Origin of the sequence: Stenotrophomonas sp. GD04145 (genome assembly GCF_029835135.1) — a bacterium.
GTDB lineage: Bacteria > Pseudomonadota > Gammaproteobacteria > Xanthomonadales > Xanthomonadaceae > Stenotrophomonas > Stenotrophomonas maltophilia_P.
The window spans coordinates 1-23,063 of record NZ_JAODZG010000052.1 but is presented as its reverse complement, the minus strand read 5'-3'; the positions used below and the strand labels follow the sequence as shown (position 1 = coordinate 23,063).

Here is a 23,063-nt window from a genome sequence, read left to right as displayed (position 1 = left end):
ACGGAAAAGAAAAAAGAAAAGCAGAAGCGGGTCGCTCGCTGCGCTCGCTCCGTGTCGACCAAGGTCGACACCTACCAGCAGCCGCAATCACCAGTAGAACCACGCCATGCGTGGATGATTCATTCGATATCTGACAGATGTGCCGACCAACGGTCGGCCCCCACCGACAGCCGCGTGAACCTGTCGAAGGCGGGGCACTGTGGATTTGCGGGGTGTGAGCGGCATGGATGCCGCGACCAAGCCCCCATGGACGGGTTCACGGCGTCCCCGCAAATCCACAGTGCCCCGCCATCCCTCGGAATGCCCGCTTTGGCTTTGGCCTTGGCCGTTGCATTGAGCAGGTGCAGGGCTGCAAGCCCTGCCGGCAACCCTCAACCCGCCATCACCGCTTCGATCTCGTCCGCACTCCGCGCCAGCCCTTCGGTCAGCACGCGATGGCCATCATCGGTGATCAGCACATCGTCCTCGGTGCGGATGCCGATGCCACGCCAGCGCGGCTCCACCGTCGTATCGTCCACGCCGATGTACAGGCCAGGCTCGATCGTGAATGCCATACCGGGCTCCAGCAGCCGCGAGTCGCCGGCCAGGCGGTAGTCACCCACGTCGTGCACATCCAGCCCGATCCAGTGGCCGGTCTTGTGCCGGTAGAAGCGCTGGTACAGGCCTTCGGAAAGATTCTTCTCCAGCGTGCCCTTCAGCAGGCCGAGCCGCAGCAGGCCCTCGGTCAGCGTCTGCACCGCCGCCAGGTGGCCGGCTTCGTAGGGTACGCCGGGCCGGGCCTGGGCCAGCGCCGCCGCCTGGGCCTGGCCGACCAGATCATGCAGCGCGCGCTGCTCGGCGCTGAAGCGCCCGTTCACCGGGAAGGTACGGGTGATGTCGCTGGCGTAGCCACGGTACTCAGCACCCGCATCGATCAGCACCAGCTCGCCGTCGCGCGCACGCCCCTTGTTGTCGCGATAGTGCAGGATGCACCCGTTGCGGCCGGCGCCGACGATGCTGCAGTACGCCGGCACCGCATCGCTGGCGCGGAACACGCGCTCCAGTTCGGCCTGCAGCTCGTACTCATGGATGCCCGCTTTCGCCGCCTTCATCGCTGCCAGGTGCGCACGCACGCTGATCTGGGCGGCGTGCTGCATCAGCGCCACCTCCGCGCCGGACTTGAACAGGCGCTGCTCATGCAGCAGGTGGCCCAGCTCCAGGAACTCGTGCGGCGGCTGCGCACCGTGGCGCACCTGGGAGCGGACACGGTTGACCCAGCCGATCAGCTTCAGGTCGAAGTCCGCGTCACGGCCGAAGTGGTAGTAGACGCGCGAGCGTCCCTCCAGCAGGCCCGGAAGGATGTCGTCCAGATCGTCGATCGGATAGGCATCGTCCATGCCGAACTGCGCCACGGCGCCCTCCTGGCCGGCGCGGCTGCCGTCCCAGGCCTCGCGCTCGGCATCGCGTTCGCGGCAGAACAGGATCGCCTCGCCGTGACGACGCCCGGGAATCAGCACCAGCACGGCGTCCGGCTCCGGGAAGCCGCTCAGGTACTGGAAGTCCGAATCCTGCCGGTACGGGTAATGGGTATCCAGGCTGCGCACCTTCTCGGACGCGGCGGGCAGCACCAGGATGGCGTCTTCGCCGGCCATGTCCATCAGCTGCCGGCGACGACGCTTGTACTCGCCGGCCGCGATGCCGGTGCGCTGCTTGATGTCCATCAGTTCAGGCGCTGCCGGTGGCGCGCGGCCAGCACCACATCGCCGTGCAGCAGCAGCACCGCCACGCGGATGAATTCCTCGATCTCCGACAGCGCCTCATCGTCGTCCTCGCCACCTGCCTCGAAGTCCTCGCTGGAAGCACGCGCCAGGCTGGCCATGTCGGTCAGCGCCTCTTCGCCCTCTTCGGACAGGGCCGGACGACGGCCGCCACTGCCCAGTCCGAATCCACCCAGGAAGGCGCGGGTCCAGCTGAACATGGCGTCGGCCTGCGCAGCCACGTCCTCGCTGTCGCTCAGCAGCAGCTCGAACGCGAAATCGCGGTCCTCCAGCTGCTTGATGGTGGCCTGCAACAACTGCCCGAGGGCGCTGTCGGCCGCCACCGGCGGCAGGCTGTCGTCGGCCAGCACACGCGCCGGCCAGTCGTTGCCGGGAGCTCCACCGGCGGCCAGCCAGCCGCACAGGCCGCCATGCAGCTCGGCAGCGGTGGCGCCCAGGCCCAGGTCCTGGCTGGCGCGGGAAACGTCGTCGACGGAGGGAAGTTCGGTCATCGTGCGGCTCGTTCGGAGAAGGAAACCCCGAGCGCGCACGCGCGCGCCCGTGAGCCCTGTAGTGTAGCAACCCGATAGCGACCTCCCCGTGGCCATCCGGGCATGCTGCGACAGCGCTTGACCGTCCTGACCCGGCTTGCCTATCGTGCCTGCATGGAACCCGCCGATCCCCTTGCCCAGCTGCAGGACTTCGCCGCCCGCGTGGAAGTGTTGCTTGAACGCAACCAGCGCCTGGCCGAAGAGAACCGCAGCCTGCGCCACCAGCAGGAACAGCTGGTGGCCGAGCGCTCGACGCTGCTGGCCAAGAACGAACAGGCGCGCTCGCGGGTGGAAGCGATGATCAGCCGGCTCAAATCCCTGGAGCAGCACACATGAGCGCCGAACCGGTCAGCGTCCGCATCCTCGACCGCGAGTACACCGTCGGCGTGGGTGCCGATGAACGCGACAGCCTGATGGCGGCCGCGCGCCTGCTCGACGCACGGATGCGCGAGATCCGTGGCAGCAACCGCATGGCGGCGGTCGACCGCATCGCGGTCCTGGCGGCACTGAATCTGGCCCATGAACTGCAGCTGCTGCGTGACGAGAACGCCCGCCAGGCCGTGGCCCTGCAGCAGACGCTGGCCGACCTGAACCGGCGGCTGGACCGCGCCATCGACGGCAATCCCTGACAGATCGCGCGACACGCGTCTTCTCATTTCTGAATTGGCACGGACTGTTGCCGACGAACGGCCTATCCAGATCAGGACCGGCCGCTATAATGGCGCTGCGTTCTCTGCGGTACTCGACGGCATGTGCAAACATTCGCCTTGTCCCTTAAGAACGACACCGGGAGCGCGACAGCGCCGGGAGTGCAGGTCCGCCTTGTAGCGGGAAGCCCGATGGTTCTCCAGCGTTCCCACTTGAGCCCCCGGGTTCAAGGTCGTTTCGCATGCATCGACATTGCGGAGAATGCAATATTCCAGCAAGGGCGGCGTCTTCGGGCGTCGCCCTTGTTCTTTCCGGCACAATGACGGCTGTTCCTTGCCGCACGCTGCCATGACCGACCCGCGCCAGGCCCTGCGCCACGACCTGCGGCAACGCCGCCGCGACCTTTCCGCCAGCGAGCGCATCGCCGCCGCCGATGCCCTTGCCGATGGGCTGCTGGCGTTGCCGTTTGCGCCGCTTCACGGCCACGTTGCCGGCTATTGGGCGCTGGACGGTGAGATCGCGCTGCATCGCTGGCAGCTGCAGCTGCCCGATGGACTCACCTACTGCCTGCCGGTGCTGGCCGGCGACACGCTGCGCTTCGCGCCCTGGCGGCCCGGTCAGCCCCTGACCGGCAACCGCTACGGCATTCCGGAACCGGACGTGGCCGTGGAAGACACGCTGGAACCGGCGCAGATGGCGCTGGTAGTGACCCCGCTGGTGGGTTTCGACACACAGTGCCGGCGGCTGGGCATGGGGGGCGGCTGGTATGATCGCAGCTTCGCCTTCCGCCACGACCGGCCGGCGCCGCCCTGGCTGGTCGGTGCTGCCTTCGCGGTGCAGCAGGTCGAGTCCTTGCCGGTGGCGTCGTGGGACGTGCCGGTGGATGCGATCTGCACCGAAGCCGGCACCCTGTTCCCCTCCGCTGCCCCCGTGAACGCATGACCGCCCGCAAGCGCTATTGGCTGATGAAGTCCGAACCGGACGCCTTCTCCATCGATGACCTGGCCAAGGTCAAGGTCGAGCCGTGGAACGGGGTGCGCAACTACCAGGCGCGCAACTTCATGCGCGATGGCATGCAGGTCGGCGACGGCATCCTGTTCTATCACTCCAATACCAAGGTACCGGGCATCGTCGGCCTGGCGACGGTGGCCAGCCCGGCCTACCCGGACGATACCCAGTTCGACCCGAAATCCGACTACCACGACCCGAAAAGCACGCGCGAGAACCCGCGCTGGATGCTGGTGGACGTGGCCTTCGACCGCAAGCTCAGGCAGGTGATCGCGCTGGACGAGATCAAGCTGCACGCTGAAGCGCTGGGCGAGGGCTTCCCGCTGGTTGCCAAGGGCAACCGCCTGTCGGTGTTCCCGGTGACCGCCGCGCAGTGGAAGCTGCTGCTGTCGCTGGAAAAGAAATCCTGATTCCCTGCTGAGAGTTGCTCCCATGTCCGAAGCCAAGCGCCTGGCCGCCGAGAAAGCCATCGAGTACGTCGAAGACGGCATGATCGTCGGTGTCGGCACCGGTTCCACCGTCGCCTATTTCATCGATGCGCTGGCGCGCATCCAGCATCGCATCAAGGGTGCGGTGTCCAGCTCGGAACAGAGCACCGCGCGCCTGAAGCAGCACGGGATCGAGGTGATCGAGCTGAACCACACCGGCAACCTGTCGCTGTACGTCGACGGCGCCGACGAGTGCGATCCCGGCAAGTGCCTGATCAAGGGCGGTGGCGCTGCACTGACCCGCGAGAAGATCATTGCCGAGGCCAGCGAGCGCTTCGTCTGCATCGTCGACCCGAGCAAGCAGGTCCCGGTGCTGGGCAGGTTCCCGCTGCCGGTGGAAGTGATTCCGATGGCACGCAGCCTGGTGGCCCGGCAGATCCGCGACATGACCGGGGGCCAGCCGACCTGGCGCGAGGGCGTGGTCACCGACAACGGCAACCAGATCCTGGACATCCACAACCTGCAGATCACCGATCCGGAAAAGCTCGAGCGCGAACTCAACCAGCTGCCGGGCGTGGTCTGCGTCGGCCTGTTTGCCCGTCGCCGTGCCGACGTGGTGATCATCGGCGGCGAACCGCCGGTCGTGCTCTGACCCTCACGCGAAGGATCCTGACGATGTCGCTGCTGCGTTCGCTGCTGATGCTTCCCTTGCTGGCCCTGGCCGGCTGTGCCACCGATGCGGCCCGTCACTGGGTTGAACTGGACGGCGCCCGCTACCACGTGGAGCTGGCAACCAATGATGAGGCCCGCGCACGCGGGCTGATGTTCCGCGACCAGATGCCCGTTGACCACGGCATGCTGTTCATCCATGACCGCGAGGAAATGCAGGCGTACTGGATGAAGAACACCAAGATCGCGCTGGACATCCTGTACTTCGACAGCCAGCGCCGGCTGGTGAGCCAGCAGCGCGACGTGCCGCCCTGCTCGGCCGGCGACATGTGCCCGCCCTATCCCAGCGGCGGCCCGGCCCGGTACGTGCTGGAACTCAACGCCGGCCAGGCCGAGAAGCTCAAGCTGAAGGACGGTACCGAACTGACCTTCGGCCCGGGCATCGAGAAGTAGGCCCACGCGGCCCGGCGGCCGGCCGGCACCCCGGTCGGGGTCGGATCCCTTTCGCACGCGGACGGGATCTGACCCCTGGATTTTTCACGCCACACCGCTTGAATCCGTCTGCGATTGCCGCCAGTCTGTGACCATGCCGGACCGGATCACACTCCCCGACTGGGATGCACTGGCCGACCTCGAAGACGAGGCGCTGCCGTTGTTGCCGACCGCGCTGCTGATCGCGCGCGATGAATATCCGGATCTGCAGCCGTCCACCTACGACGCGCTGATCCAGAGCCATGTCGACCACCTTCGCGCCGAAGTGGACAGCATCGAGCGCAGTCCGCTGAAAATGGCCGCGATCAATCGCCACCTGTTCGACGAACTGGGCTACAGCGGCGACCACGACGAGTATTACGATCCGCGCAACAGCTATCTCAACCAGGTATTCGAGCGCAGGCTCGGCAATCCGATCTCGCTGGCGCTGGTACAGATGGAGGTCGCGCGGCGGCTGGGCATTCCGCTGGACGGCGTGTCCTTCCCCGGCCACTTCCTGGTGCGCCTGCCGGTGGATGATGGTGTCCTGGTGATGGACCCGTTCAATGGCGGACGGCCGCTGGATGTGGACGAACTGCGCGAGCGCGCAAAGTCACATCTGGGCGGGCAGATGCCCGACGACCAGGTGCTGGCGCAGATTCTCGATCCGGCACCGTCCCGCGCGATCCTGATGCGGATGCTGCGCAACCTGCACGGTGTGTATGCCGAGGCCGGTGAATGGGACCGTGCCGCGCGCAGTGCCGACCGCCTGCTGAAGCTGGCGCCGGAGCAGGACGACGCCCTGCGCGACCGGGGCCTGGCCTACCTGCAGCTGGAGTACCTGACGGGAGCCCGGCACGATCTGGGGCAGTACCTCAAGCGCAATCCCGAGGCCAGCGACGCGCAGTGGCTGCGCGAGAAGCTGATCGATCTGGGCGGGCCGATGCCACGGCTGCATTGAGGCGGCCGGTGCGCGGACCTGCGGCCCGCCCCACGTCCGTCAATCGACCTCGACCATCTCGAAATCGGCCTTGGTGACGCCGCAGTCGGGGCAGGTCCAGGTGTCCGGAATGTCTTCCCAGCGCGTGCCCGGCGCAATGCCCTCTTCCGGCAGGCCGTCGGCCTCGTGGTAAAGGAAGCCGCAGACCACGCACATCCAGGTACGCAGGGTGGTGGGGGTGGCGTCGCTCATCGGATAATCGGGGTTGAATTCACGGGCCGCCATTGTCCCATCGCGGTCCACTCACCGGTAGCCATCGATGACCTCTGCTTCCCCGGCGCCCCGTGGCGTCTACCTCATCACCCCGGATGAGCCCGACACCGCACGCCTGCTGGCCCGCACCGCGCCCTTGCTGGCCGCCGGCGCCACCTGGCTGCAGTACCGCAACAAGACCGCCAGCGACGCGCTGCGGCTGGAACAGGCCACCGCACTGCAGGCGCTGTGCGCAGAGCACGGCGTGCCGCTGATCGTCAATGATGACCCGGTACTGGCCCGGGCCGTGGGCGCAGCCGGCGTGCATCTGGGCGGTACCGACGGCGACATCGCCAGCGCGCGCGCCCTGCTCGGTGCCGACGCCATCATCGGCGCCTCCTGCTACGACCAGCTGGCCAACGCCGAGGCCGCCGCAGGCGCTGGCGCCAGCTATGTGGCCTTCGGCGCCTTCTTTCCGACCACCACCAAGATCACCACCAGCCGTGCCCACATCGATCTGCTGCGGCAGAGCGGCGCACTGGGCGTACCGCGGGTGGCGATCGGCGGCCTGACGCCGGACAATGTCGGTCCCCTCATCGAGGCCGGCGCCGACCTGGTGGCCGTGGTCAGCGGCATCTACGCCGCAGCGGACCCGGTCGCCACCCAGCGCGCCTACCTCGCCCAGTTCCGGTAACACCCAGGAAACCCGATGAACCACGACCAGTCCCACGCCCTGTTCTCCCGTGCCCAGCACTTGCTGCCGGGCGGCGTCAATTCGCCGGTCCGCGCGTTCAAGTCGGTCGGCGGCGAGCCCTTCTTCGTCGAGCGCGCCGATGGCGCCTACCTGTACGACGTGGACGGCAACCGCTACATCGACTATGTCGGTTCCTGGGGTCCGATGATCGTCGGCCACAATCATCCGGCCGTACGCCAGGCGGTGAAGAAGGCCGTCGAACAGGGCCTCTCGTTCGGTGCGCCGTGCGCCGCCGAAGTGACCATGGCCGAGACCATCACCCGCCTGGTGCCGTCCTGCGAGATGGTGCGGATGGTCAACTCCGGCACCGAAGCGACCCTGTCGGCGATCCGCCTGGCGCGCGGTGCCACCGGTCGCAACCGCATCGTCAAGTTCGAAGGGTGTTACCACGGCCATGGCGACTCGTTCCTGGTCAAGGCCGGCAGCGGCATGCTGACCCTCGGTGTGCCCACCTCGCCGGGCGTTCCGGCAGGCCTGAGCGAACTCACCCTGACCCTGCCCTACAACGACTTCGAGGCCGCCACCGCACTGTTCGAGGCACAGGGCAGCGAGATCGCCGGCCTGATCATCGAACCGGTGGTGGGCAACGCCAACTGCATCCCGCCACGCGAGGGCTACCTGCAGCACCTGCGCGAGCTGTGCACGCAACACGGCGCACTGCTGATCTTCGATGAAGTGATGACCGGCTTCCGCGTGGCGCTCGGCGGCGCGCAGGCGCATTACGGGATCACGCCGGACCTGACCACCTTCGGCAAGATCATCGGCGGCGGCATGCCGGTGGGCGCCTATGGCGGTCGCCGCGACCTGATGCAGCAGATCGCCCCCGCCGGCCCGATCTACCAGGCCGGCACGCTCAGCGGCAATCCGGTGGCGATGGCGGCCGGCCTGGCAATGCTGGAACTGGTCCAGCAGCCCGGCTTCCACGCCGACCTGGCCGAGCGCACCGCACGCCTGTGCGAGGGCCTGGAAGCTGCGGCCGCAGACGCCGGAGTGGCCGTGACCACGACCCGGGTCGGCGCGATGTTCGGGCTGTTCTTCACCAGCGAGAAGGTGGAGACCTATGCGCAGGCCACCGCCTGTGACATTCCGGCGTTCAACCGCTTCTTCCACGCCATGCTGGACCAGGGCGTGTTCCTGGCGCCGTCGGCGTACGAGGCCGGCTTCCTGTCCAGTGCGCACGACGATGCGGTGATCGAAGCGACGCTGGCCGCTGCACGCGTGGCGTTCAAGGCCGCCAAGGGCTGAGCCCTGCCCATGGCGGGTGCCAACCTTGGTTGGCACTGCCTTGCACCGTATCCACGCCTGGCGTGGATCTACTGCAACGTGTAGAGCCGAGCCATGCCCGGCTCATCGTACGCAGCGCGGAAAAGAGCAGTCGAGCATGGTGCGACGCTGCAAACGGCATCAACCAAAGACGAACGTGCCCTTCATCATCGCGAAGTGGCCGGGGAACGAGCAGAAGAAGGTGTAGTCACCGCCCTTCTGCAGGCCCTGGGTAGAGAAGCGCACGCGCGTTGTCTCGCCGCCGCCGATCACCTTGGTGTGCGCCAACACGCGCTTGTCGGCCTTCGGCAGGTAACTGTCGGCCAGGGTCATGCGCATGCCCGCCATTGCCACCGGCTGGTAGTCGGCACTGCGGGTCAGCACCCAGTTGTGGCCCATGGCAGTGGCGGCCAGCTTGCCGGTGTGGCGCAGGGTCAGGTCCACGGCGGTGCAGTCGGCGGCGACCTTGATCTCGCGGCTGCTGAAGCTCATCTGGTCGGTGCTGTCGATGCTCACCGCACACACCCGCGCCATCGCCGACGGCGCCAGCATCAGCGCGCCCAGTCCCACTGCCACCATCCAAGCCTTCATCGTTGCCTCTCCTGCGGATTCAAGCGCCATTCTAGGCAGCCCCCTGTGGCCGCGTCTGCGACCGTCTGTCGCATGCCCACTCCAGGGTTTCCCGCACACTTGCCGCAATGGCATGCTCGGCCGATGCGGATCGACCTGTTGCTGCTGGATGTAGACGGCGTGCTGGTGCATTACCAGCGCGCGCAACGCGTGCTGCATCTGGCGAAGGCGCTGGGGGTTCCGACGCAGGCCGTGCAGGCCGCGTTGTACGACAGCGGGCTGGAAGCCGCGCATGACAATGGCTCGCTGGGCGGCCCTGCCTATCTGGCGCGATTGGGAGAGCTTCTGCACAGGACCATCGACGTGGACACCTGGACGGCAGCGCGGCAAGCCGCGAGCCATCCGCAGCGCGCAGTCCTGCAACGGCTGCAGGCCCTGCAGCTGCCGATGGCGGTGCTGACCAACAATGGCGCGCTGATGAAGCAGGCGTTGCCTTCCCTGCTGCCGGAGCTGTTCCCTGCCCTGCTGGGTCGCGTGTTCTGCGGCGCCGATTTCGGCCTGCGCAAACCGGCGCCGGAGGTGTTCCTGCGCACGCTGGAGATGCTTTATGCGGCGCCTGCGCACACGCTGTTCGTCGATGACCTGTTCGCCAACGTGCGCGGCGCACGCGCCGCTGGGCTGCACGCGGAAACGGTGCACGATGGCCGTGGGCTGGGCAAGGTGTTGAAACGCTATCGGATCACGTGACCGCTGTAGAGCTGAGCCCATGCTCGGCTGCTGTTGCCTGACGTGGAGATGAGCCGAGCATGGGCTCGGCTCTACAGCGATTCCGCGGCAACGGGGTCAGCGCCAAGGCTTCAGCGTGCGGCGATGAACGCTGCAACAGCGGCACGCAGGCGCTTCAGGCCCTCGGCCACTTCCTCGTCGGTGATGTTCAACGACGGCACGAAGCGCAGCACGTCCGGACCGGCCTGCAAGGTCAGCAGGCCGTGTTCGGCCGCGTGATCGAGGATGGCACCGGCCTGCCCGGCGAAGTCCTTGGCCAGGACCGCGCCCAGCATCAGGCCGCGACCGCGTACGCCACTGAACACGCCGAATTCCTCGCTGATGCGGGCGAAACCATCGCGCAGCGCCTTCGACTGGCGGCTGACATTGGCGGCGATCTCAGGCGAGGACAGTTTGCGCAGCGCTACGCGGGCGACGGCAGCAGCCAGCGGATTGCCACCGAAGGTGGTGCCGTGCGCACCGAACTGCATGGTCTCGGCGACCTTCGGGCCGGCCAGCATCGCGCCGATCGGGAAGCCGCCTCCCAGCGCCTTGGCCAGGGTGACCATGTCCGGCACCACGTCATCCTGCCAGTGCGCGAACAGCGTGCCGGTACGGCCCATGCCCGCCTGGATCTCATCCAGCACCAGCAGCGCGCCGTGCTGGTCGCACAGCTCGCGCACGCGCTTGAGGAAGCCGGACTTGGCCGGCATCACGCCACCCTCGCCCTGCACCGGCTCCAGCATCACCGCCGCCACGTCGCCCGCGGCCATCGCCGTTTCCAGCTGCACTTCGTCGTTGAAGTCGATGTAGCGGAAGCCACCGGGCAGCGGCTCATAGCCTTCCTGGTACTTCGGCTGGGCGGTGGCGGTCACCGCGCCCAGGGTGCGGCCGTGGAAGCTGCCGCGGAACGTGATGATCACCCGCTTGTCAGCCGGCCGCCCCTGGCTGGAGGCCCACTTGCGCACCATCTTGATCGCCACTTCATTGGCTTCGGCGCCGGAATTGCACAGGAACACGCGCTCGGCGAAGCGGCTGGCCTTCACCAGCTCTTCCGCCAGGTGCAGCGGCGGTGCGCTGTAGAACACGTTGCTGGTGTGCCAGAGCTTGCCGGCCTGCTCGACCAGCGCCGCCACCAGATCCGGGTCGTTGTGGCCCAGGCCGCACACGGCGATACCGGCCGCCAGGTCGATGAACTCACGGCCCTGGCTGTCCCACACGCGGGCGCCCTGGCCACGCTCCAGCACCACCTGGCGAGGCTTGTAGACCGGCAGGTAGTAGTGCGAAAGGGAGATCAGCGGGTCGGTCGCGGCGGTCATGGCAGTCGGCAGGATTCAGGAATGCCCATTCTCGCGCCGGAACCCCTGCGGCACAATGCGCCCATGCGACCGTTCTCCGCCCCCCAGCTGAACCCCGCCACCGAAACCGGCTGGCGCCGCCAGTGGTTCGACATCATCTACCGGCACGATACCCGGCCCTCACGCAATTTCGACCTGCTGCTGGTGGTGACCATCATCGCCAGCATCCTGGTGGTGATGATCGACAGCGTGCAGCACCTGCATGCCGAGTGGTCCACCGGCCTGTACGTGCTCGAGTGGGGCTTCACCCTCATCTTCACCGCCGAGTACCTGCTGCGGCTGGCGGTGGTCAAGCGTCCGCTGCGCTATGCCGTGAGCGTCTGGGGCATCATCGACCTGCTGTCGATCCTGCCCGCGTACCTGTCGATGTTCATCCCCGGCGCGCAGAGCCTGCTGGTGGTGCGTGCACTGCGCATCCTGCGTGTGTTCCGCATCCTCAAGCTGACCCGCTACATCGAAGAAAGCGGCGTGCTGATGCAGTCGCTGTGGCGCAGCCGGCGGAAGATCCTGGTGTTCCTGTTCACGGTGATCACCATCACCATCATCGCCGGCGCGCTGATGTACGTGATCGAAGGACCGGAGAACGGCTTCAGCAACATTCCTGCCAGCATGTACTGGGCGGTGGTGACCATGGCCACGGTCGGCTTCGGCGACATCGTGCCGCAGACCGTGCTCGGCCGCTTCGTCACGTCCGTGCTGATCCTGATCGGCTACAGCATCATCGCCGTGCCCACCGGCATCTACACCGCCGAACTGGCCAGCACCATGCGCGAGGCCGAGCTGGCGGCACGCCGCGATGCCCGGGGCTGCCCGCACTGCGGGCTGGAAGGCCACGAACCGGATGCACGCCACTGCCGGGCCTGCGGCAACGCGCTGCCGGAAACCTTCAACCGCTGACCCGTACCTGCGCGGGGCGGTGAGCGGCCTGCCGCCGCTCCCGCCTCAGCGCATCTGATTGCTGGCACTGACCAGTGTGTCGGCACACTGGACTGTCGCCCGGATCTACTGCCGGTTGCTCTGGAACACCAGCGCATTGTAGACATGCAGCAGTCGCCCGGCCGAACCCCGCGGGGCCATCGACGGCGAATCCAGCATGCGCCGCTCGAAGTCGTTGTACGGGGTCTTGCTGCTGACCCGCTGCAGGCGCTCCTTGCCTTCGCGACGGAAGTTCTCGGCCTCGCGCTCGAAGCTGTTCCAGTCCAGCTTGCCCGGTTCCTGATCGGCCACCTTGGCATGTGCTTCGTCGGAAATGCGATTGAAGGCCTGCAGCCGTTCATCGGCCTGCGCCGGATCGAAATCGTCGTCGCCCATCAGGTCCATGATCGCTTTCGCTTCCAGCATCATCGCCAACCGGTAGTACTCGCGGGTGCGGCCCTCGGCCTGTTCCAGCGCCTTGAGGTGCTCGCGCTGGGCAGCATCGTTCTGGCGTTCCAGTTCAACGTTGAACGTTTCGCTGGCGCCGGCGAAGGCCTTGAACGCAGCCATCAGCGGCGCGTGCAGCTGCTTGCCCTTGGCGAACTGGTCGTCCTCGTAATCCTGGCGCTCGTAGTAGTCGTGTGCCTCATGGCTGACCGGCACCAGTGCCTTCAGCGCCTGCAGGTAGCGGCCAGCCGCCGCATCGAGTTCCGGCAGCGCGGGCTGGGCCGCGATCGCCTCGGTGATCGGTGCGTCGCACTGCTTCATGTCGTAGTCGTCGATCTCGCTTGGTCCGTACACACGGGTCTCGCGTCCGCTCGGACCGGCCTCCAGATCCTTGATCCAGCCCGTGTAGGCGCGGGCGCTGCCATGCACCTCGGAATCGACCGCGTTGAAGCAGCCGATATAGGCGTTGAGCTTGGCGGTCAGCTGCTGCTGGGCATCCTGCGTAGGCGCGGCATCGGCCTTGTCGGACGTGCCGGACGAGGCGGGCGGCTTGCCACCACAGGCGACCAGGGCAAGCGACAACGACGCAGCGAGCAGCGCTGCAGTGGTACGACGGAGCATCTACGCACATCCTTGTTGAAAACGATTACAGCCGCGAATTCTATCGCAGTTGGCCGATCATGACACTCGCATCGGATCAGTCGAGGAACAGATCCGGCAGCAGCGGCCGCGACGGATCCACCGCGTAGCCGGACAGGTCGGTGATGCCGGCCTGTGCCAGCACCTCGTCATCGATCAGGAACTGGCCGTGGAAACCCGCGGCTTCGCGTACCAGCACTGCATGCGCGGCATCGGCCATGATCTGCGGCGTGCGGCATCCCGCCGCGTCAACGCCGGGGATCATGTTGATGGCGTCGGTGGCGATCACCGTGCGCGGCCACAGCGCATTGACCGCCACGCCCTGCGGCCCGAACTCGGCGGCAAGACCGAGGGTGACGAAGCTCATGCCCATCTTCGCCAGCGTGTAGCCGGTATGCGCACCCCACCACTTCGGTTCCAGGCTCGGCGGCGGCGCCAGGGTGAGGATGTGTGGATTCGGGGCCTGCCGCAGGTACGGCAGGCAGGCCTGTGCGCACAGGAAACTGCCACGCGCATTGACCTGCTGCATCAGGTCGAAGCGCTTCATCGGTGTCTCCAGCGTGCCGCGCAGCCAGATCGCGCTGGCATTGTTGACCAGGATGTCGATGCCACCGAAGGTATCGACCGTAGCGGCGACGGCCGCCTGCACCTGCTCTTCCTCGCGGATGTCGCATTTCAACGCCAGGCCCTGGCCGCCGGCCGCATTCACCGCATCGGCAGCGCTGTGGATGGTGCCCGGCAACTTCGGGTTCGGCACCGACGACTTGGCCGCGATGGCCACGTTGGCACCATCGCGCGCGGCACGCAGCGCGATCGCCAGGCCGATGCCACGCGAGGCACCGGTGATGAAAAGGGTCTTGCCCTGCAGACTGCCCACGTTCCAGACTCCAGCGTATGCAATGAGCGGCTAGTATGCCGCGCCGACGCGGAGTTCACCCGGTCTTGACGATACTCGGGCCTCCAGTCAACGCACGAGGTCCACGCCATGCGCCGTTCCCGTCTGCTGCTGCCTGCCCTCGTACTCGCCCTGATGACCGCCTGCCAGGGCAGCTCGCCCGAGCCCGGCAAGGAACCCGTCGCCACGGACACCCCCAGCGCGGAGAAGGCAGCGACCGATGGCCGGATGCGCTGGAGCGAGGCGGTGGTGTGGGACGGCGACCTCAACGCCTGCCGTCAGGGAGGCGAGGCGGCGACGCGCGACTGCCTGCGCGATGCGATGCGCAGCGGCGGCGCCAGCTCGGATGCAATCACGGCCGCCGAGCAGCTTTCCACCGGCGGCGAACTGGCCTATGTCAGCGCGTGGCATGAGCATGACGGACTGGGCGTGGCCACGGTTGAATATCCCTTCCGCGCCAACACCAACCAAGGCACGCGCCTGGTGGATGCAGGCGGCAAGCGCATCGATGTCGATGCGGTGCAGCTGGACGATGCGCTGCGCGCCGACCCGACTGTGCAGGCAGTGCTGAAGGCCAACCCGCAGGCGACGCCGTTCGCACCGGCGCAGGCCGCAGGCACCGCACCACTGGAAGGCGGCGGTATCCGCCTGCTGTACCGCACGCCGCTGCGCGACTGCCATGCCTGCCCGGATGTGGGGCAGCTGCAGATCGGCTATGACTTCGATGCCAAGCGGAACTTCATTGGCCAGCAGCTGGTGCCGGCAACGCCCTAGCGCTCCGGTGGCGCCGGGTGCCGCCGGGCCCGGCCTACCCGTACGCGCGTACCTGCCTGCGCAGCAGATGCGGCACGATCAGCCGGTGCATCGGGTCCACAGGCAGCATGTACAGGCGCCCGAACGCGTTGTGCGTATGCACCACCGTCGCCACTTCCAGCGTGTCACCCTGCCACTGCAGCGCCAGCTGCACGTGCAGGTGCCGGTCGTCATCCTCCAGCACGATGGCATCATCGTGCAGCGACTGCAGGGTGAAAATGCCGAGCCGCTGCCCGGGACTCGGATGCTGCGCAGCCTGCACCGCACGCAGCGAACCCAGATCCTTCATCCCGAGCAGGCGCATGCCCTGGTTGCGCAGCGCCATCAGCCCGTCAAACCACGCGGGGACCGTCGCTGCCATGTCGCGATAGGCCTGCAGTGCACTGCGCCCCTGTCGATGGGTGGCGACGCGGCAGGCATGCACGAAACCCGCACCCGCCAGCTGCGGATGCAGGACGCTGGCCGCGCTCGGCAGCGTGGTCACTACGTTCCACCGTCTCACGGCTTCGGCCCCTGCCCTTCGTTGTCTTCCCAGTGCAGGATGCGCCGTGTGACGAAGCGGTAGACCGGCTTGCCGGTGGCGAACCACAGTTCGCGTACCCACGACGTGCGCTTGAGCACGCGCTTCTCCACCGGCGTCAATGACTCGCGGCAGTACATGCGTTTGTGCTTGAGCAGATGGCGCAGATCCTCGCGGGCCAGCAGGCGCATCCAGCGCGAGCGCGGATTGCCGATCACCGCCAGCTGGAAGTCGATCAGCGCCGGACGACCATCCTCGGTGACCAGCCAGTTGGCCTCCTTGGCCAGGTCGTTGTGGGCGACGCCGCGCCGGTGCAACTGCTGCAGCAGGCGCCGCGCGGCGCGGAACCAGGCGAGGTCGCCGCGCGGCGGGCGCTGGTACATGGCATCGCCGGCCATGAAACTGCGATCCAGATGGCGGCCATCCCAATCGATCAGCTGCGGGACATCGGCCATGCCGTGGATATGGCGCAGCGCGCGTGCTTCGCGCCGCGCCAGCCACCACGCCGGCAGGCGCAGCCACAGCGGCGTCGCCCCCAGATCGCGGCGCACGAACAGCCCGTCGGGGCCATCCATACGAAGGATGCGGCCGAAGCTGTCGGCCTTCAATGCATGTGGTGGGACGTCTGGCGAATGCGGCATGGCGCCATTCTAGGCGATGCCGACGGTGGCAAACGGTCGGCAAGCGGCTGGGAACCAGTCACCTTCACGCCTTTATAATCGGGCAATGGACTCTTCATGGATCGACGCCACCCTCGCGTGGATTGCCGCTCATCCCGTGCTGGCGGGCGCGGTCATTTTTCTGATCGCGTTCTGCGATGCGGTCATCATTCTCGGCGCCATCGTGCCCGCACTGCCCCTGCTGTTCGCCGTGGGCGTGTTCATCGGCCTTGGCCAGATCTCCGGGCCGTACGCGGTCGCTGCGGCAGCGCTGGGTGCGTTCGCGGGCGACGGCATCAGCTACTGGATCGGCCGCCGCTGGGGCGATCGCCTGCGCGGCGTGTGGCCGTTCAGCCGCTACCCGCAACTGCTGGACCGTGGCGAGAACCTGTTCCGCCGCAATGCCTTCAAGAGCATTCTGGTGGCCCGCTACGTCGGCGCGATCCGGCCGTTCGTCCCCGCCATCGCCGGCATGATGAACATGCCCGCCAGCCGCTACATGCAGGCCAGCGGCATCGCCAGCATTTCCTGGGCCGTGCTGTTCCTGGCGCCAGGCTGGATCCTGGGCGAAGCCTATGACGCGGTCGCGGCCGTGGCAGGTCGCCTGGTGGTGGTGGTCGGCCTGCTCGCGGTGATCCTCAGCCTGGTCTGGGCGATCGTGCTGTACGGCTACCGCTGGTCCGCCGCGCGCATGGATCATTGGCTGTCGCGCCTGCTCGACTGGTCCAACCGCCATCCGACTCTGGGCCGTTACACGGTCGGCGTGCTCGACCCGAAGCGGCGCGAGTCGGTGCCGTTGGCGATGCTGGCACTGATGCTGCTGCTGCTCGGTTGGGGCTGGTTCGCACTGCTCACACTGGTGGTCGCGCACGGTGAACCGCTTGCGGTCGATCTGCTGGTGCACCAGGCCATGCTGGCGCTGCGCAACCCGCTGGCCGACTACCCGATGGCGGCGCTGGCCTCGCTCGGCGCATGGCCGGTACTGCTGCCGGCCACCGCCGCGGCGATGGGCTACCTGATCTGGCGCCGGCGCTGGATGGCTGCGGCGCACTGGCTGGCCGCGCTCGCCTTCGGCCTGGCCCTGACGCTGCTGCTCGGCGCGACCGTGGATGTGGTCCGCCCGGTCGACGCCAGCAGCGGCTTCGGCTTCCCGTCGGTATCGGTGACCATGGCCACCATCACCTTCGGCTTCTTCGCGGTCCTGATCGCGCGCGAGATGCCCGGCCGCACCCGCGTCTGGCCGTACCTCGTATCGGGCATCGTGGTCAGCCTGATCGGCTTCTCGCGCCTGTATCTGGGCGCACACTGGCTGAGCGATGTGATCGGCGGCATGCTGTTCGGCACGTTCTGGCTGCTGGTGCTGGGCATCGCTTACCGCCGCCGGTTCAACCGGTCGTTCTGGGTCAAACCGGTCGCCTGGCTGTTCTACGGCGTCTTCGCCGTGGCCGCGATGTGGTATGCGCCGCGCAACATCCCGGTGAAGCTGGAACGTTTCGAGCCGTCCCTGCCCGCCGCGCAGGCGATGGATATGCAGGCGTGGTGGCAGCACGACTGGTCCGCGCTGCCGGCGCGCCGCAACGAGTTCGACGATGACCAGCGCTGGCCGCTCGATGTGCAGGTCGCCGGTCCCCTGGCCCCGTTGCAGGCACAGCTGGAGGCACGTGGCTGGACGCTGCAGCAGCAGGCCGGCTGGCAGGAAGCATTGCTGATGCTGGACAAGGACACCGGTGCGGAGCAGCTGCCGGTCTTGCCGGCAACGCTGGACACGCGCGTGGAAGCATTGCTGATGGTGCGCCAGGGGGCGCGTCCGGACGAGCGCTACGTGCTGCGCCTGTGGCCGGCCGCCGTGCAGCTGCAGCCGGGCGACACGCCACTGTGGCTGGGCAGCGCACAGACCCTGCGCTACGAGCGCCACTTCCAGTGGATCGGCATGTGGCATCCGCTGCGCGGCGTGGATCCGGCCTTGAACGCGGTGAAGGACGCCGTGCAGGAACTGCCGCAACGCGAGGATGTGCACGGCGAAACCGGGTTGCCGGTACTGCGGTTGAAGACCATCGCGCCATGAGGAGCGGCCGGGCGTGGCCCGGCGCTACCGCGCGGGTTCCGGATGCCGCCGGGCGTGGCCCGGCGCTACCGCGCGGGATGATTCTTTACGGCATCCAGCCCAGCAGCTGCTGCAGGCGCTGATGCGGATCGTCCATCTGCAGCAGTTGCAGGCGCTGCTGTTCGCTCAACGGCAGCAGCTCGGCCAGGCGCCAGCCGACCCAGCTTGCCTGGTCCAGCAACGCAGGGTTGGCCGGAGCGTAGGCTTCGCCGGCCTGCTCGATGATGTGACCCAGAACGGTGGCCAGCAGCGCATGCTGTGGACGCAGCTCGTCATCCGGGTCTTCTTCGCACCAGCGCACATCGGCCACCACCAGGCCGTTGTCGCGCACCCGGGTGCGCTCGACATGGAAGCGACGGGTACCGCGCAGGCGCAGCTGCAGCACGCCGTCGGCGCCGACATCGAAGTCCTCGATGCGTACCTGCACACCGTAGGCGGCCGGCGTTGCCGGCGCACCGACCTCCTGGCCATCAAGGATCAGGCAGACGCCGAATCCCTCCGCACTGCGGCCGCTGTCGCGGATCAGGTCCAGATAGCGGCGCTCGAACACGCGCAGGCCGATCGCCGCGCCAGGCAGCAGGGTGGCGTGCAGCGGGAACAGGGGCAGTGACGCGTCCGTGCTCATCGCGCCTGCAATGCTGCGAGGAAACGGCGCGGCGCGCCGTCGAAGCCACCATTGGACATGAACACCACGTGGTCACCGCGGTGCACGCGCTCCTGCAGCTGTACCAGCAATGCGTCGGTATCGGGTACCGCGTGCGCGTGGCCGCGCACCGCTGCGATCACCGACGCTGCGTCCCAGGCCAGCTCGGGACGATGCAGGAACACCACCTCGTCGGCCAGCGCCAGCGAGGGCGCAAGCGCGTGTGCATGTGCGCCCAGCCGCATCGAATTGCTGCGCGGTTCCATCGCCACCACGATGCGTGCATCGCCCACCTTGGCGCGCAGGCCCTCGAGGGTGGTGGCGATCGCGGTGGGATGGTGCGCGAAGTCGTCGTAGACGGTGATGCCGTCGTGGCTGCCGATCACTTCCATGCGCCGCTTGACGCTGCGGAAGCGCGCCAGCGCCGGGATCACCTCGGCCGGTGCCACGCCCACCGCATGTGCAGCGGCCAGCGCAGCCAGGCCATTGAGCACGTTGTGCCGCCCCAGCAGCGACCATTGCACATCGCCCAGCGCTTGCCCGTGGTGGTGCACGCGGAAGGCGCTGCCATCGGCGGCCAGCAGTTCGGCATGCCATTCCAGCGCCGGATCGAATCCGAAACGCTCGACCGGCGTCCAGCAGCCCATTGCCAGCACTTCGGCCAGGTGCACGTCCTCGCCGTTGACGATCAGACGGCCGCGCGCCGGCACGGTGCGCACCAGATGGTGGAACTGGCGCTGGATCGCGGCCACGTCCGGGAAGATGTCGGCGTGGTCGTATTCGAGATTGTTGAGGATGGCGACCAGCGGCCGGTAGTGGACGAACTTGCTGCGCTTGTCGAAAAAGGCGGTGTCGTACTCATCGGCTTCCACCACAAACTCACGGCCCTGGCCGAGGCGGGCGGAAACGCCGAAATCCTCGGCCACGCCACCGATCAGGAAACCCGGTGCGCGACCGGCATTCTCCAGCAGCCAGGTGAGGATGGTCGTGGTGGTGGTCTTGCCGTGGGTGCCGGCCACAGCCAGCGTGTCGCGGCCCGGCAGCACCTGCTCGGACAGCCACTGCGCGCCGGAGCTGTAGCGCTGGCCGGCGTCGAGCACGGCCTCCACGGCCGGGTTGCCACGCGAGAGCGCGTTGCCGATCACCACCTGGTCGGTGCCCGCCGGCACGCTGTCGACCCGGTAGCCCTGGTCCAGGGTGATGCCCAGCTGCTCCAGCTGGGTCGACATCGGCGGATAGATGGCCTGGTCACTGCCGCTGACCGTATGGCCCAGTTCCCGCGCCAGGGCGGCCACGCCACCCATGAAGGTGCCGGCGATTGCAAGGATATGTACGCTGCTCATGAGCGAGGATTGTGACCGATCACGGCTGTATAGGGCCAATGTCCGTAATGGGGTCAGACAAGTCCTACACCCGATGTGAGAAAACTCCAGCCACCTGTCAGGGAATTCCTGATAGCGATGTTCTGTGAACCCGGACACAATTCGGATTGCCAGCCGCAGTACCCGAACCGGTCCTACTCCCCAAGAGGCCATCCCCAAGGGAGCTCATGCTGCGGGGCCCTGAGCAAGCCCTCCGCTGGCACCTATGAAAACGACACAGGCCTGGTCCGCAAGGACCAGGCCTGTGTTCTACATGCCGACCGCAGCCGGCCGCGCGCCTGGTTCAGGCCTTGATCGCGGCCAGGATGCGGGCTTCGATCTCGTCGAGCTCGCCGACGCCATCGACGCGGGCCAGGGTGCCCCGGCCTGCATAGAAATCCACCACCGGCGCGGTCTGGTCGTTGTAGACCTGCAGGCGCTGGCGCACCGATTCGGGATTGTCGTCGGCGCGGCCCTGCTCCTTGGCGCGGCCGGCGATGCGTTCGACCAGCAGTTCGGTGGCCACATCCAGCTGCACCACCGCATCCAGCGGCTGACCGATCTTGGCCAGCAGGCCGTCCAGCGCATTGGCCTGCGCCACGTTGCGCGGGTAGCCATCCAGGATGAAGCCCTTGGCGACATCCGCCTGGGCCAGCCGCGACTCAAGCATGCCCAGCAGGATCTCGTCCGACACCAGATTGCCGGCATCCATCACCGCTTTCGCCTGCTTGCCCAGCTCCGAGCCCGCAGCGATCTCCGCACGCAGCATGTCACCGGTCGAGATATGGGCGATGCCCAGCTTGTCCTTCAGGCGCGTCGCCTGTGTCCCCTTGCCCGAACCGGGCGGTCCCAACAGAACCAATCGCATTGACCTGACTCCAACGTGTTGAAAACAAAGAAGGTTCGCGTCCCGGACGGTCCGGTATCGCTGCACCGCAATAGCGCCACTTTACCGCATCCGGGTAATGTCCCTGCAATGTCCCTCCCCTGAGCAGGTAGAAGCATGCGCAACGGTACCCTCCTCTATGCCCAGTCCGGTGGTGTCACCGCGGTCATCAACGCCACCGCTGCGGCGGTGATCGAACAGGCCCGGGCCAAGGGCATCAAGGTCCTGGCGGCCCGCAACGGCATCCTGGGCGCCCTGCGCGAAGAGCTGATCGATACCAGCAGGGAGAGTGCGGCGGCCATCCGCGCCCTCGCCCATACACCGGGCGGTGCCTTCGGTTCGTGCCGCTTCAAGCTGAAGTCGCTCGATGCCGACCGTGCGCGCTACGAACGTCTGCTGCAGGTCCTGCGCGCGCACGACGTGCGCTGGTTCCTCTACAACGGCGGCAACGACTCGGCCGATACCGCGCTGAAGGTCTCGCAGCTGGCCAAGGCCTCCGGCTACGACCTGACCTGCATCGGCGTGCCGAAGACCATCGACAACGACCTGGCTGTTACCGATACCTGCCCCGGCTTCGGCTCGGCGGCCAAGTACACCGCGGTGTCGGTGCGCGAGGCGGCGCTGGATGTCGCGGCGATGGCCGAGACCTCCACCCGCGTCTTCATCTACGAAGCGATGGGCCGCCATGCCGGGTGGCTGGCCGCTGCCGCAGGCCTGGCCGGCAATGGCGACGATGAGGCCCCGCACATCATCCTGCTGCCCGAACGTGCCTATGACGAGGCGGCCTTCCTGGCCAAGGTCAAGGCGGTGGTCGAACGCGTCGGGTACTGCGTGGTCGTGGCCTCCGAGGGCATCGCCACGGCGGATGGCCGCTTCGTCGCCGATGCCGGCGGCAGCAAGGATTCATTCGGTCATTCGCAGTTGGGCGGCGTCGCCGCGCACCTCGCTGGCCGGGTCAAGGACCAGTTGGGGCTGAAGGTGCACTGGGCCCTGCCCGATTACCTGCAGCGCTCGGCACGTCACATCGCCAGCCGCACCGACTGGGACCAGGCGCAGGCCGTGGGCAAGGCGGCCGTGCAACTGGCATTGAAGGGCCAGAACGGGGTGATGCCGGTGATCGTGCGCAGCAGCGACGCACCGTACCGCTGGAAGATCGAGTCCGCGCCGCTGTCGAAGATCGCCAACCACGAGAAGAAGATGCCGGCCGGCTTCATCCGGCGCGACGGCTTCGGCATCACTGCCCGGGCGCGCGCCTATCTGTCACCGTTGATCAAGGGCGAAGCGCCACTGCCGTACGGCGCCGATGGCCTGCCGAAGTATGTGACGCTGAAGAACGTGGCAGTGAAGAAGACGCTGCCGGCCTTCGAGGTCTGACTGCGATCATGGCCCTGCGGATCGTCCGCCTCGGTTCTCCGCGCGTTCCGGGCGAAGGCCTGCGCATCGGCACCGTACGCCGCCCGCCGCGCGGCGTGCCACGCAGCGAGTTCGCCCGCCAGGACTGGTACGACGTCTGGTTCCCGACGTTGTCGCCCAGCGCGGAACGGGTGAAACAGGCTCGCGGGGCGACCACCGCAGCCGACTGGAATGCCTTCTTCCGCAGCTACCGTGCCGAGATGAAGGCGCCCGACGCAGCCCACGCGCTGGATCTGCTGGCCGCGCTGTCGCAGCACACCGACATCAGCGTGGGCTGCTACTGCGAGGATGAGGCGCACTGCCATCGTTCGGCACTGCGTGACCTGCTGGTGGCCCGCGGTGCGAAGCTGGCCGA

Annotated in this window: 27 protein-coding genes and 1 other RNA gene; 16 read left to right on the top strand and 12 right to left on the bottom strand. The window is 67.5% G+C overall.

Annotation, left to right across the window (positions count from 1 at the left end):
• Nucleotides 1–371: 371 nt before the first annotated feature.
• Nucleotides 372–1,694: an aminopeptidase P N-terminal domain-containing protein gene (locus tag N7367_RS17115; protein ID WP_279942847.1), complete on the bottom strand. Its 1,323-nt coding sequence runs from the start codon at nt 1,692–1,694 to the stop codon at nt 372–374.
• Nucleotides 1,695–1,699: 5 nt separating this feature from the next.
• Complete coding sequence (locus tag N7367_RS17110) at nt 1,700–2,248, bottom strand: UPF0149 family protein (RefSeq protein ID WP_053519828.1); 549 nt, start codon at nt 2,246–2,248, stop codon at nt 1,700–1,702.
• Nucleotides 2,249–2,401: 153 nt separating this feature from the next.
• On the opposite strand from N7367_RS17110, the gene N7367_RS17105 reads away from it, so the two are divergent.
• The 8 genes from N7367_RS17105 to N7367_RS17070 all read left to right on the top strand — a co-directional run bounded on the left by N7367_RS17105 (nt 2,402) and on the right by N7367_RS17070 (nt 6,472).
• Nucleotides 2,402–2,623, top strand: coding sequence for a TIGR02449 family protein (locus N7367_RS17105; protein WP_279942846.1), 222 nt, complete (start codon nt 2,402–2,404; stop codon nt 2,621–2,623).
• The gene (locus N7367_RS17100; RefSeq protein WP_053519829.1) at nt 2,620–2,916 is read left to right on the top strand and encodes a cell division protein ZapA; all 297 of its coding nucleotides are present in this window, start codon (nt 2,620–2,622) and stop codon (nt 2,914–2,916) included. Before N7367_RS17105 ends, N7367_RS17100 begins: the two co-directional genes overlap by 4 nt.
• Nucleotides 2,917–3,014: 98 nt before the next feature.
• A non-coding RNA gene (ssrS, locus tag N7367_RS17095) (6S RNA) lies at nt 3,015–3,200 on the top strand.
• Between the two features lie 83 nt (nt 3,201–3,283).
• On the top strand, nt 3,284–3,877 hold the full coding sequence (locus N7367_RS17090) for a 5-formyltetrahydrofolate cyclo-ligase (RefSeq protein WP_053519830.1): 594 nt from the start codon (nt 3,284–3,286) through the stop codon (nt 3,875–3,877).
• Nucleotides 3,874–4,353 (top strand): EVE domain-containing protein, encoded by a 480-nt coding sequence (locus tag N7367_RS17085; protein ID WP_193396846.1) that lies wholly within the window; start codon nt 3,874–3,876, stop codon nt 4,351–4,353. Before N7367_RS17090 ends, N7367_RS17085 begins: the two co-directional genes overlap by 4 nt.
• Before the next feature lie 22 nt (nt 4,354–4,375).
• The gene (gene rpiA / locus N7367_RS17080) at nt 4,376–5,023 is read left to right on the top strand and encodes a ribose-5-phosphate isomerase RpiA (RefSeq protein ID WP_065175077.1); all 648 of its coding nucleotides are present in this window, start codon (nt 4,376–4,378) and stop codon (nt 5,021–5,023) included.
• Nucleotides 5,024–5,046: 23 nt separating this feature from the next.
• Nucleotides 5,047–5,493: a DUF192 domain-containing protein gene (locus N7367_RS17075; protein ID WP_164150879.1), complete on the top strand. Its 447-nt coding sequence runs from the start codon at nt 5,047–5,049 to the stop codon at nt 5,491–5,493.
• A gap of 133 nt (nt 5,494–5,626) precedes the next feature.
• The gene (locus N7367_RS17070; RefSeq protein WP_053519834.1) at nt 5,627–6,472 is read left to right on the top strand and encodes a SirB1 family protein; all 846 of its coding nucleotides are present in this window, start codon (nt 5,627–5,629) and stop codon (nt 6,470–6,472) included.
• A gap of 39 nt (nt 6,473–6,511) precedes the next feature.
• On the opposite strand, the gene N7367_RS17065 is transcribed toward N7367_RS17070, so the two are convergent.
• Nucleotides 6,512–6,736 carry a rubredoxin gene (locus N7367_RS17065; RefSeq protein ID WP_053519835.1) on the bottom strand — a complete coding sequence of 75 codons (225 nt, stop codon included), beginning with the start codon at nt 6,734–6,736 and terminating at the stop codon, nt 6,512–6,514.
• A gap of 34 nt (nt 6,737–6,770) precedes the next feature.
• Between N7367_RS17065 and thiE the strand changes: the two genes are divergently transcribed.
• Nucleotides 6,771–7,397: a thiamine phosphate synthase gene (thiE, locus tag N7367_RS17060; RefSeq protein ID WP_279942844.1), complete on the top strand. Its 627-nt coding sequence runs from the start codon at nt 6,771–6,773 to the stop codon at nt 7,395–7,397.
• 15 nt (nt 7,398–7,412) lie between these two features.
• The gene (gene hemL / locus N7367_RS17055; RefSeq protein WP_279942843.1) at nt 7,413–8,702 is read left to right on the top strand and encodes a glutamate-1-semialdehyde 2,1-aminomutase; all 1,290 of its coding nucleotides are present in this window, start codon (nt 7,413–7,415) and stop codon (nt 8,700–8,702) included.
• Between the two features lie 159 nt (nt 8,703–8,861).
• On the opposite strand, the gene azu is transcribed toward hemL, so the two are convergent.
• Nucleotides 8,862–9,311 (bottom strand): azurin, encoded by a 450-nt coding sequence (azu, locus tag N7367_RS17050; RefSeq protein ID WP_050509801.1) that lies wholly within the window; start codon nt 9,309–9,311, stop codon nt 8,862–8,864.
• 123 nt (nt 9,312–9,434) lie between these two features.
• Here azu and N7367_RS17045 point away from each other — a divergent pair, with 123 nt between their 5' ends.
• On the top strand, nt 9,435–10,037 hold the full coding sequence (locus N7367_RS17045) for an HAD-IA family hydrolase (RefSeq protein ID WP_065175081.1): 603 nt from the start codon (nt 9,435–9,437) through the stop codon (nt 10,035–10,037).
• Nucleotides 10,038–10,147: 110 nt separating this feature from the next.
• Here the strand turns inward: N7367_RS17045 and N7367_RS17040 are convergent, their stop codons facing one another.
• Nucleotides 10,148–11,374 (bottom strand): acetylornithine transaminase, encoded by a 1,227-nt coding sequence (locus N7367_RS17040; RefSeq protein ID WP_065175082.1) that lies wholly within the window; start codon nt 11,372–11,374, stop codon nt 10,148–10,150.
• Between the two features lie 63 nt (nt 11,375–11,437).
• Here N7367_RS17040 and N7367_RS17035 point away from each other — a divergent pair, with 63 nt between their 5' ends.
• A complete protein-coding gene (locus N7367_RS17035; protein WP_279942845.1) occupies nt 11,438–12,310 on the top strand; it encodes an ion transporter in 873 nt (290 codons plus the stop codon).
• Nucleotides 12,311–12,415: 105 nt separating this feature from the next.
• Here the strand turns inward: N7367_RS17035 and N7367_RS17030 are convergent, their stop codons facing one another.
• Nucleotides 12,416–13,396 carry a YiiG family protein gene (locus tag N7367_RS17030; protein WP_193396841.1) on the bottom strand — a complete coding sequence of 327 codons (981 nt, stop codon included), beginning with the start codon at nt 13,394–13,396 and terminating at the stop codon, nt 12,416–12,418.
• Between the two features lie 76 nt (nt 13,397–13,472).
• Nucleotides 13,473–14,291, bottom strand: coding sequence for an NAD(P)-dependent oxidoreductase (locus N7367_RS17025; RefSeq protein ID WP_053519841.1), 819 nt, complete (start codon nt 14,289–14,291; stop codon nt 13,473–13,475).
• 108 nt (nt 14,292–14,399) lie between these two features.
• On the opposite strand from N7367_RS17025, the gene N7367_RS17020 reads away from it, so the two are divergent.
• The gene (locus N7367_RS17020) at nt 14,400–15,083 is read left to right on the top strand and encodes a hypothetical protein (protein ID WP_279942841.1); all 684 of its coding nucleotides are present in this window, start codon (nt 14,400–14,402) and stop codon (nt 15,081–15,083) included.
• Nucleotides 15,084–15,117: 34 nt separating this feature from the next.
• Here N7367_RS17020 and N7367_RS17015 read toward each other — a convergent pair whose 3' ends face one another.
• Together N7367_RS17015 and N7367_RS17010 are read right to left on the bottom strand one after the other, a co-directional pair.
• The gene (locus N7367_RS17015; RefSeq protein ID WP_053519843.1) at nt 15,118–15,624 is read right to left on the bottom strand and encodes a DUF2867 domain-containing protein; all 507 of its coding nucleotides are present in this window, start codon (nt 15,622–15,624) and stop codon (nt 15,118–15,120) included.
• The gene (locus N7367_RS17010; RefSeq protein WP_279942840.1) at nt 15,621–16,283 is read right to left on the bottom strand and encodes a serine/threonine-protein kinase; all 663 of its coding nucleotides are present in this window, start codon (nt 16,281–16,283) and stop codon (nt 15,621–15,623) included. The genes N7367_RS17015 and N7367_RS17010 overlap by 4 nt, the downstream gene beginning before the upstream one ends.
• An 85-nt stretch (nt 16,284–16,368) precedes the next feature.
• Here N7367_RS17010 and N7367_RS17005 point away from each other — a divergent pair, with 85 nt between their 5' ends.
• Nucleotides 16,369–18,366: a bifunctional DedA family/phosphatase PAP2 family protein gene (locus N7367_RS17005; protein ID WP_279942839.1), complete on the top strand. Its 1,998-nt coding sequence runs from the start codon at nt 16,369–16,371 to the stop codon at nt 18,364–18,366.
• 85 nt (nt 18,367–18,451) lie between these two features.
• On the opposite strand, the gene N7367_RS17000 is transcribed toward N7367_RS17005, so the two are convergent.
• The 3 genes from N7367_RS17000 to N7367_RS16990 all read right to left on the bottom strand — a co-directional run bounded on the left by N7367_RS17000 (nt 18,452) and on the right by N7367_RS16990 (nt 21,277).
• Nucleotides 18,452–19,030: an LON peptidase substrate-binding domain-containing protein gene (locus N7367_RS17000; RefSeq protein WP_065175087.1), complete on the bottom strand. Its 579-nt coding sequence runs from the start codon at nt 19,028–19,030 to the stop codon at nt 18,452–18,454.
• The gene (mpl, locus tag N7367_RS16995; protein ID WP_279942838.1) at nt 19,027–20,391 is read right to left on the bottom strand and encodes a UDP-N-acetylmuramate:L-alanyl-gamma-D-glutamyl-meso-diaminopimelate ligase; all 1,365 of its coding nucleotides are present in this window, start codon (nt 20,389–20,391) and stop codon (nt 19,027–19,029) included. The genes N7367_RS17000 and mpl overlap by 4 nt, the downstream gene beginning before the upstream one ends.
• Nucleotides 20,392–20,713: 322 nt before the next feature.
• Complete coding sequence (locus N7367_RS16990; RefSeq protein WP_053519211.1) at nt 20,714–21,277, bottom strand: adenylate kinase; 564 nt, start codon at nt 21,275–21,277, stop codon at nt 20,714–20,716.
• A 135-nt stretch (nt 21,278–21,412) separates the two neighbouring features.
• On the opposite strand from N7367_RS16990, the gene N7367_RS16985 reads away from it, so the two are divergent.
• Nucleotides 21,413–22,669, top strand: a complete 1,257-nt coding sequence (locus tag N7367_RS16985; RefSeq protein WP_053519209.1) for a 6-phosphofructokinase — start codon at nt 21,413–21,415, stop codon at nt 22,667–22,669.
• An 8-nt stretch (nt 22,670–22,677) separates the two neighbouring features.
• Nucleotides 22,678–23,063: DUF488 family protein (locus N7367_RS16980; protein WP_279942837.1), on the top strand; the 386-nt coding region annotated here is incomplete at its 3' end.

Coding starts and splice junctions, on each gene's coding strand:
- N7367_RS17110 (WP_053519828.1), bottom strand. CDS start 2,248: ATGACCGAACTTCCCTCCGTCGACGACGTTTCCCGCGCCAGCCAGGAC.
- N7367_RS17105 (WP_279942846.1), top strand. CDS start 2,402: ATGGAACCCGCCGATCCCCTTGCCCAGCTGCAGGACTTCGCCGCCCGC.
- N7367_RS17100 (WP_053519829.1), top strand. CDS start 2,620: ATGAGCGCCGAACCGGTCAGCGTCCGCATCCTCGACCGCGAGTACACC.
- N7367_RS17090 (WP_053519830.1), top strand. CDS start 3,284: ATGACCGACCCGCGCCAGGCCCTGCGCCACGACCTGCGGCAACGCCGC.
- N7367_RS17085 (WP_193396846.1), top strand. CDS start 3,874: ATGACCGCCCGCAAGCGCTATTGGCTGATGAAGTCCGAACCGGACGCC.
- rpiA (WP_065175077.1), top strand. CDS start 4,376: ATGTCCGAAGCCAAGCGCCTGGCCGCCGAGAAAGCCATCGAGTACGTC.
- N7367_RS17075 (WP_164150879.1), top strand. CDS start 5,047: ATGTCGCTGCTGCGTTCGCTGCTGATGCTTCCCTTGCTGGCCCTGGCC.
- N7367_RS17070 (WP_053519834.1), top strand. CDS start 5,627: ATGCCGGACCGGATCACACTCCCCGACTGGGATGCACTGGCCGACCTC.
- N7367_RS17065 (WP_053519835.1), bottom strand. CDS start 6,736: ATGGCGGCCCGTGAATTCAACCCCGATTATCCGATGAGCGACGCCACC.
- thiE (WP_279942844.1), top strand. CDS start 6,771: ATGACCTCTGCTTCCCCGGCGCCCCGTGGCGTCTACCTCATCACCCCG.
- hemL (WP_279942843.1), top strand. CDS start 7,413: ATGAACCACGACCAGTCCCACGCCCTGTTCTCCCGTGCCCAGCACTTG.
- azu (WP_050509801.1), bottom strand. CDS start 9,311: ATGAAGGCTTGGATGGTGGCAGTGGGACTGGGCGCGCTGATGCTGGCG.
- N7367_RS17045 (WP_065175081.1), top strand. CDS start 9,435: ATGCGGATCGACCTGTTGCTGCTGGATGTAGACGGCGTGCTGGTGCAT.
- N7367_RS17040 (WP_065175082.1), bottom strand. CDS start 11,374: ATGACCGCCGCGACCGACCCGCTGATCTCCCTTTCGCACTACTACCTG.
- N7367_RS17035 (WP_279942845.1), top strand. CDS start 11,438: ATGCGACCGTTCTCCGCCCCCCAGCTGAACCCCGCCACCGAAACCGGC.
- N7367_RS17030 (WP_193396841.1), bottom strand. CDS start 13,396: ATGCTCCGTCGTACCACTGCAGCGCTGCTCGCTGCGTCGTTGTCGCTT.
- N7367_RS17020 (WP_279942841.1), top strand. CDS start 14,400: ATGCGCCGTTCCCGTCTGCTGCTGCCTGCCCTCGTACTCGCCCTGATG.
- N7367_RS17010 (WP_279942840.1), bottom strand. CDS start 16,283: ATGCCGCATTCGCCAGACGTCCCACCACATGCATTGAAGGCCGACAGC.
- N7367_RS17005 (WP_279942839.1), top strand. CDS start 16,369: ATGGACTCTTCATGGATCGACGCCACCCTCGCGTGGATTGCCGCTCAT.
- N7367_RS17000 (WP_065175087.1), bottom strand. CDS start 19,030: ATGAGCACGGACGCGTCACTGCCCCTGTTCCCGCTGCACGCCACCCTG.
- mpl (WP_279942838.1), bottom strand. CDS start 20,391: ATGAGCAGCGTACATATCCTTGCAATCGCCGGCACCTTCATGGGTGGC.
- N7367_RS16990 (WP_053519211.1), bottom strand. CDS start 21,277: ATGCGATTGGTTCTGTTGGGACCGCCCGGTTCGGGCAAGGGGACACAG.
- N7367_RS16985 (WP_053519209.1), top strand. CDS start 21,413: ATGCGCAACGGTACCCTCCTCTATGCCCAGTCCGGTGGTGTCACCGCG.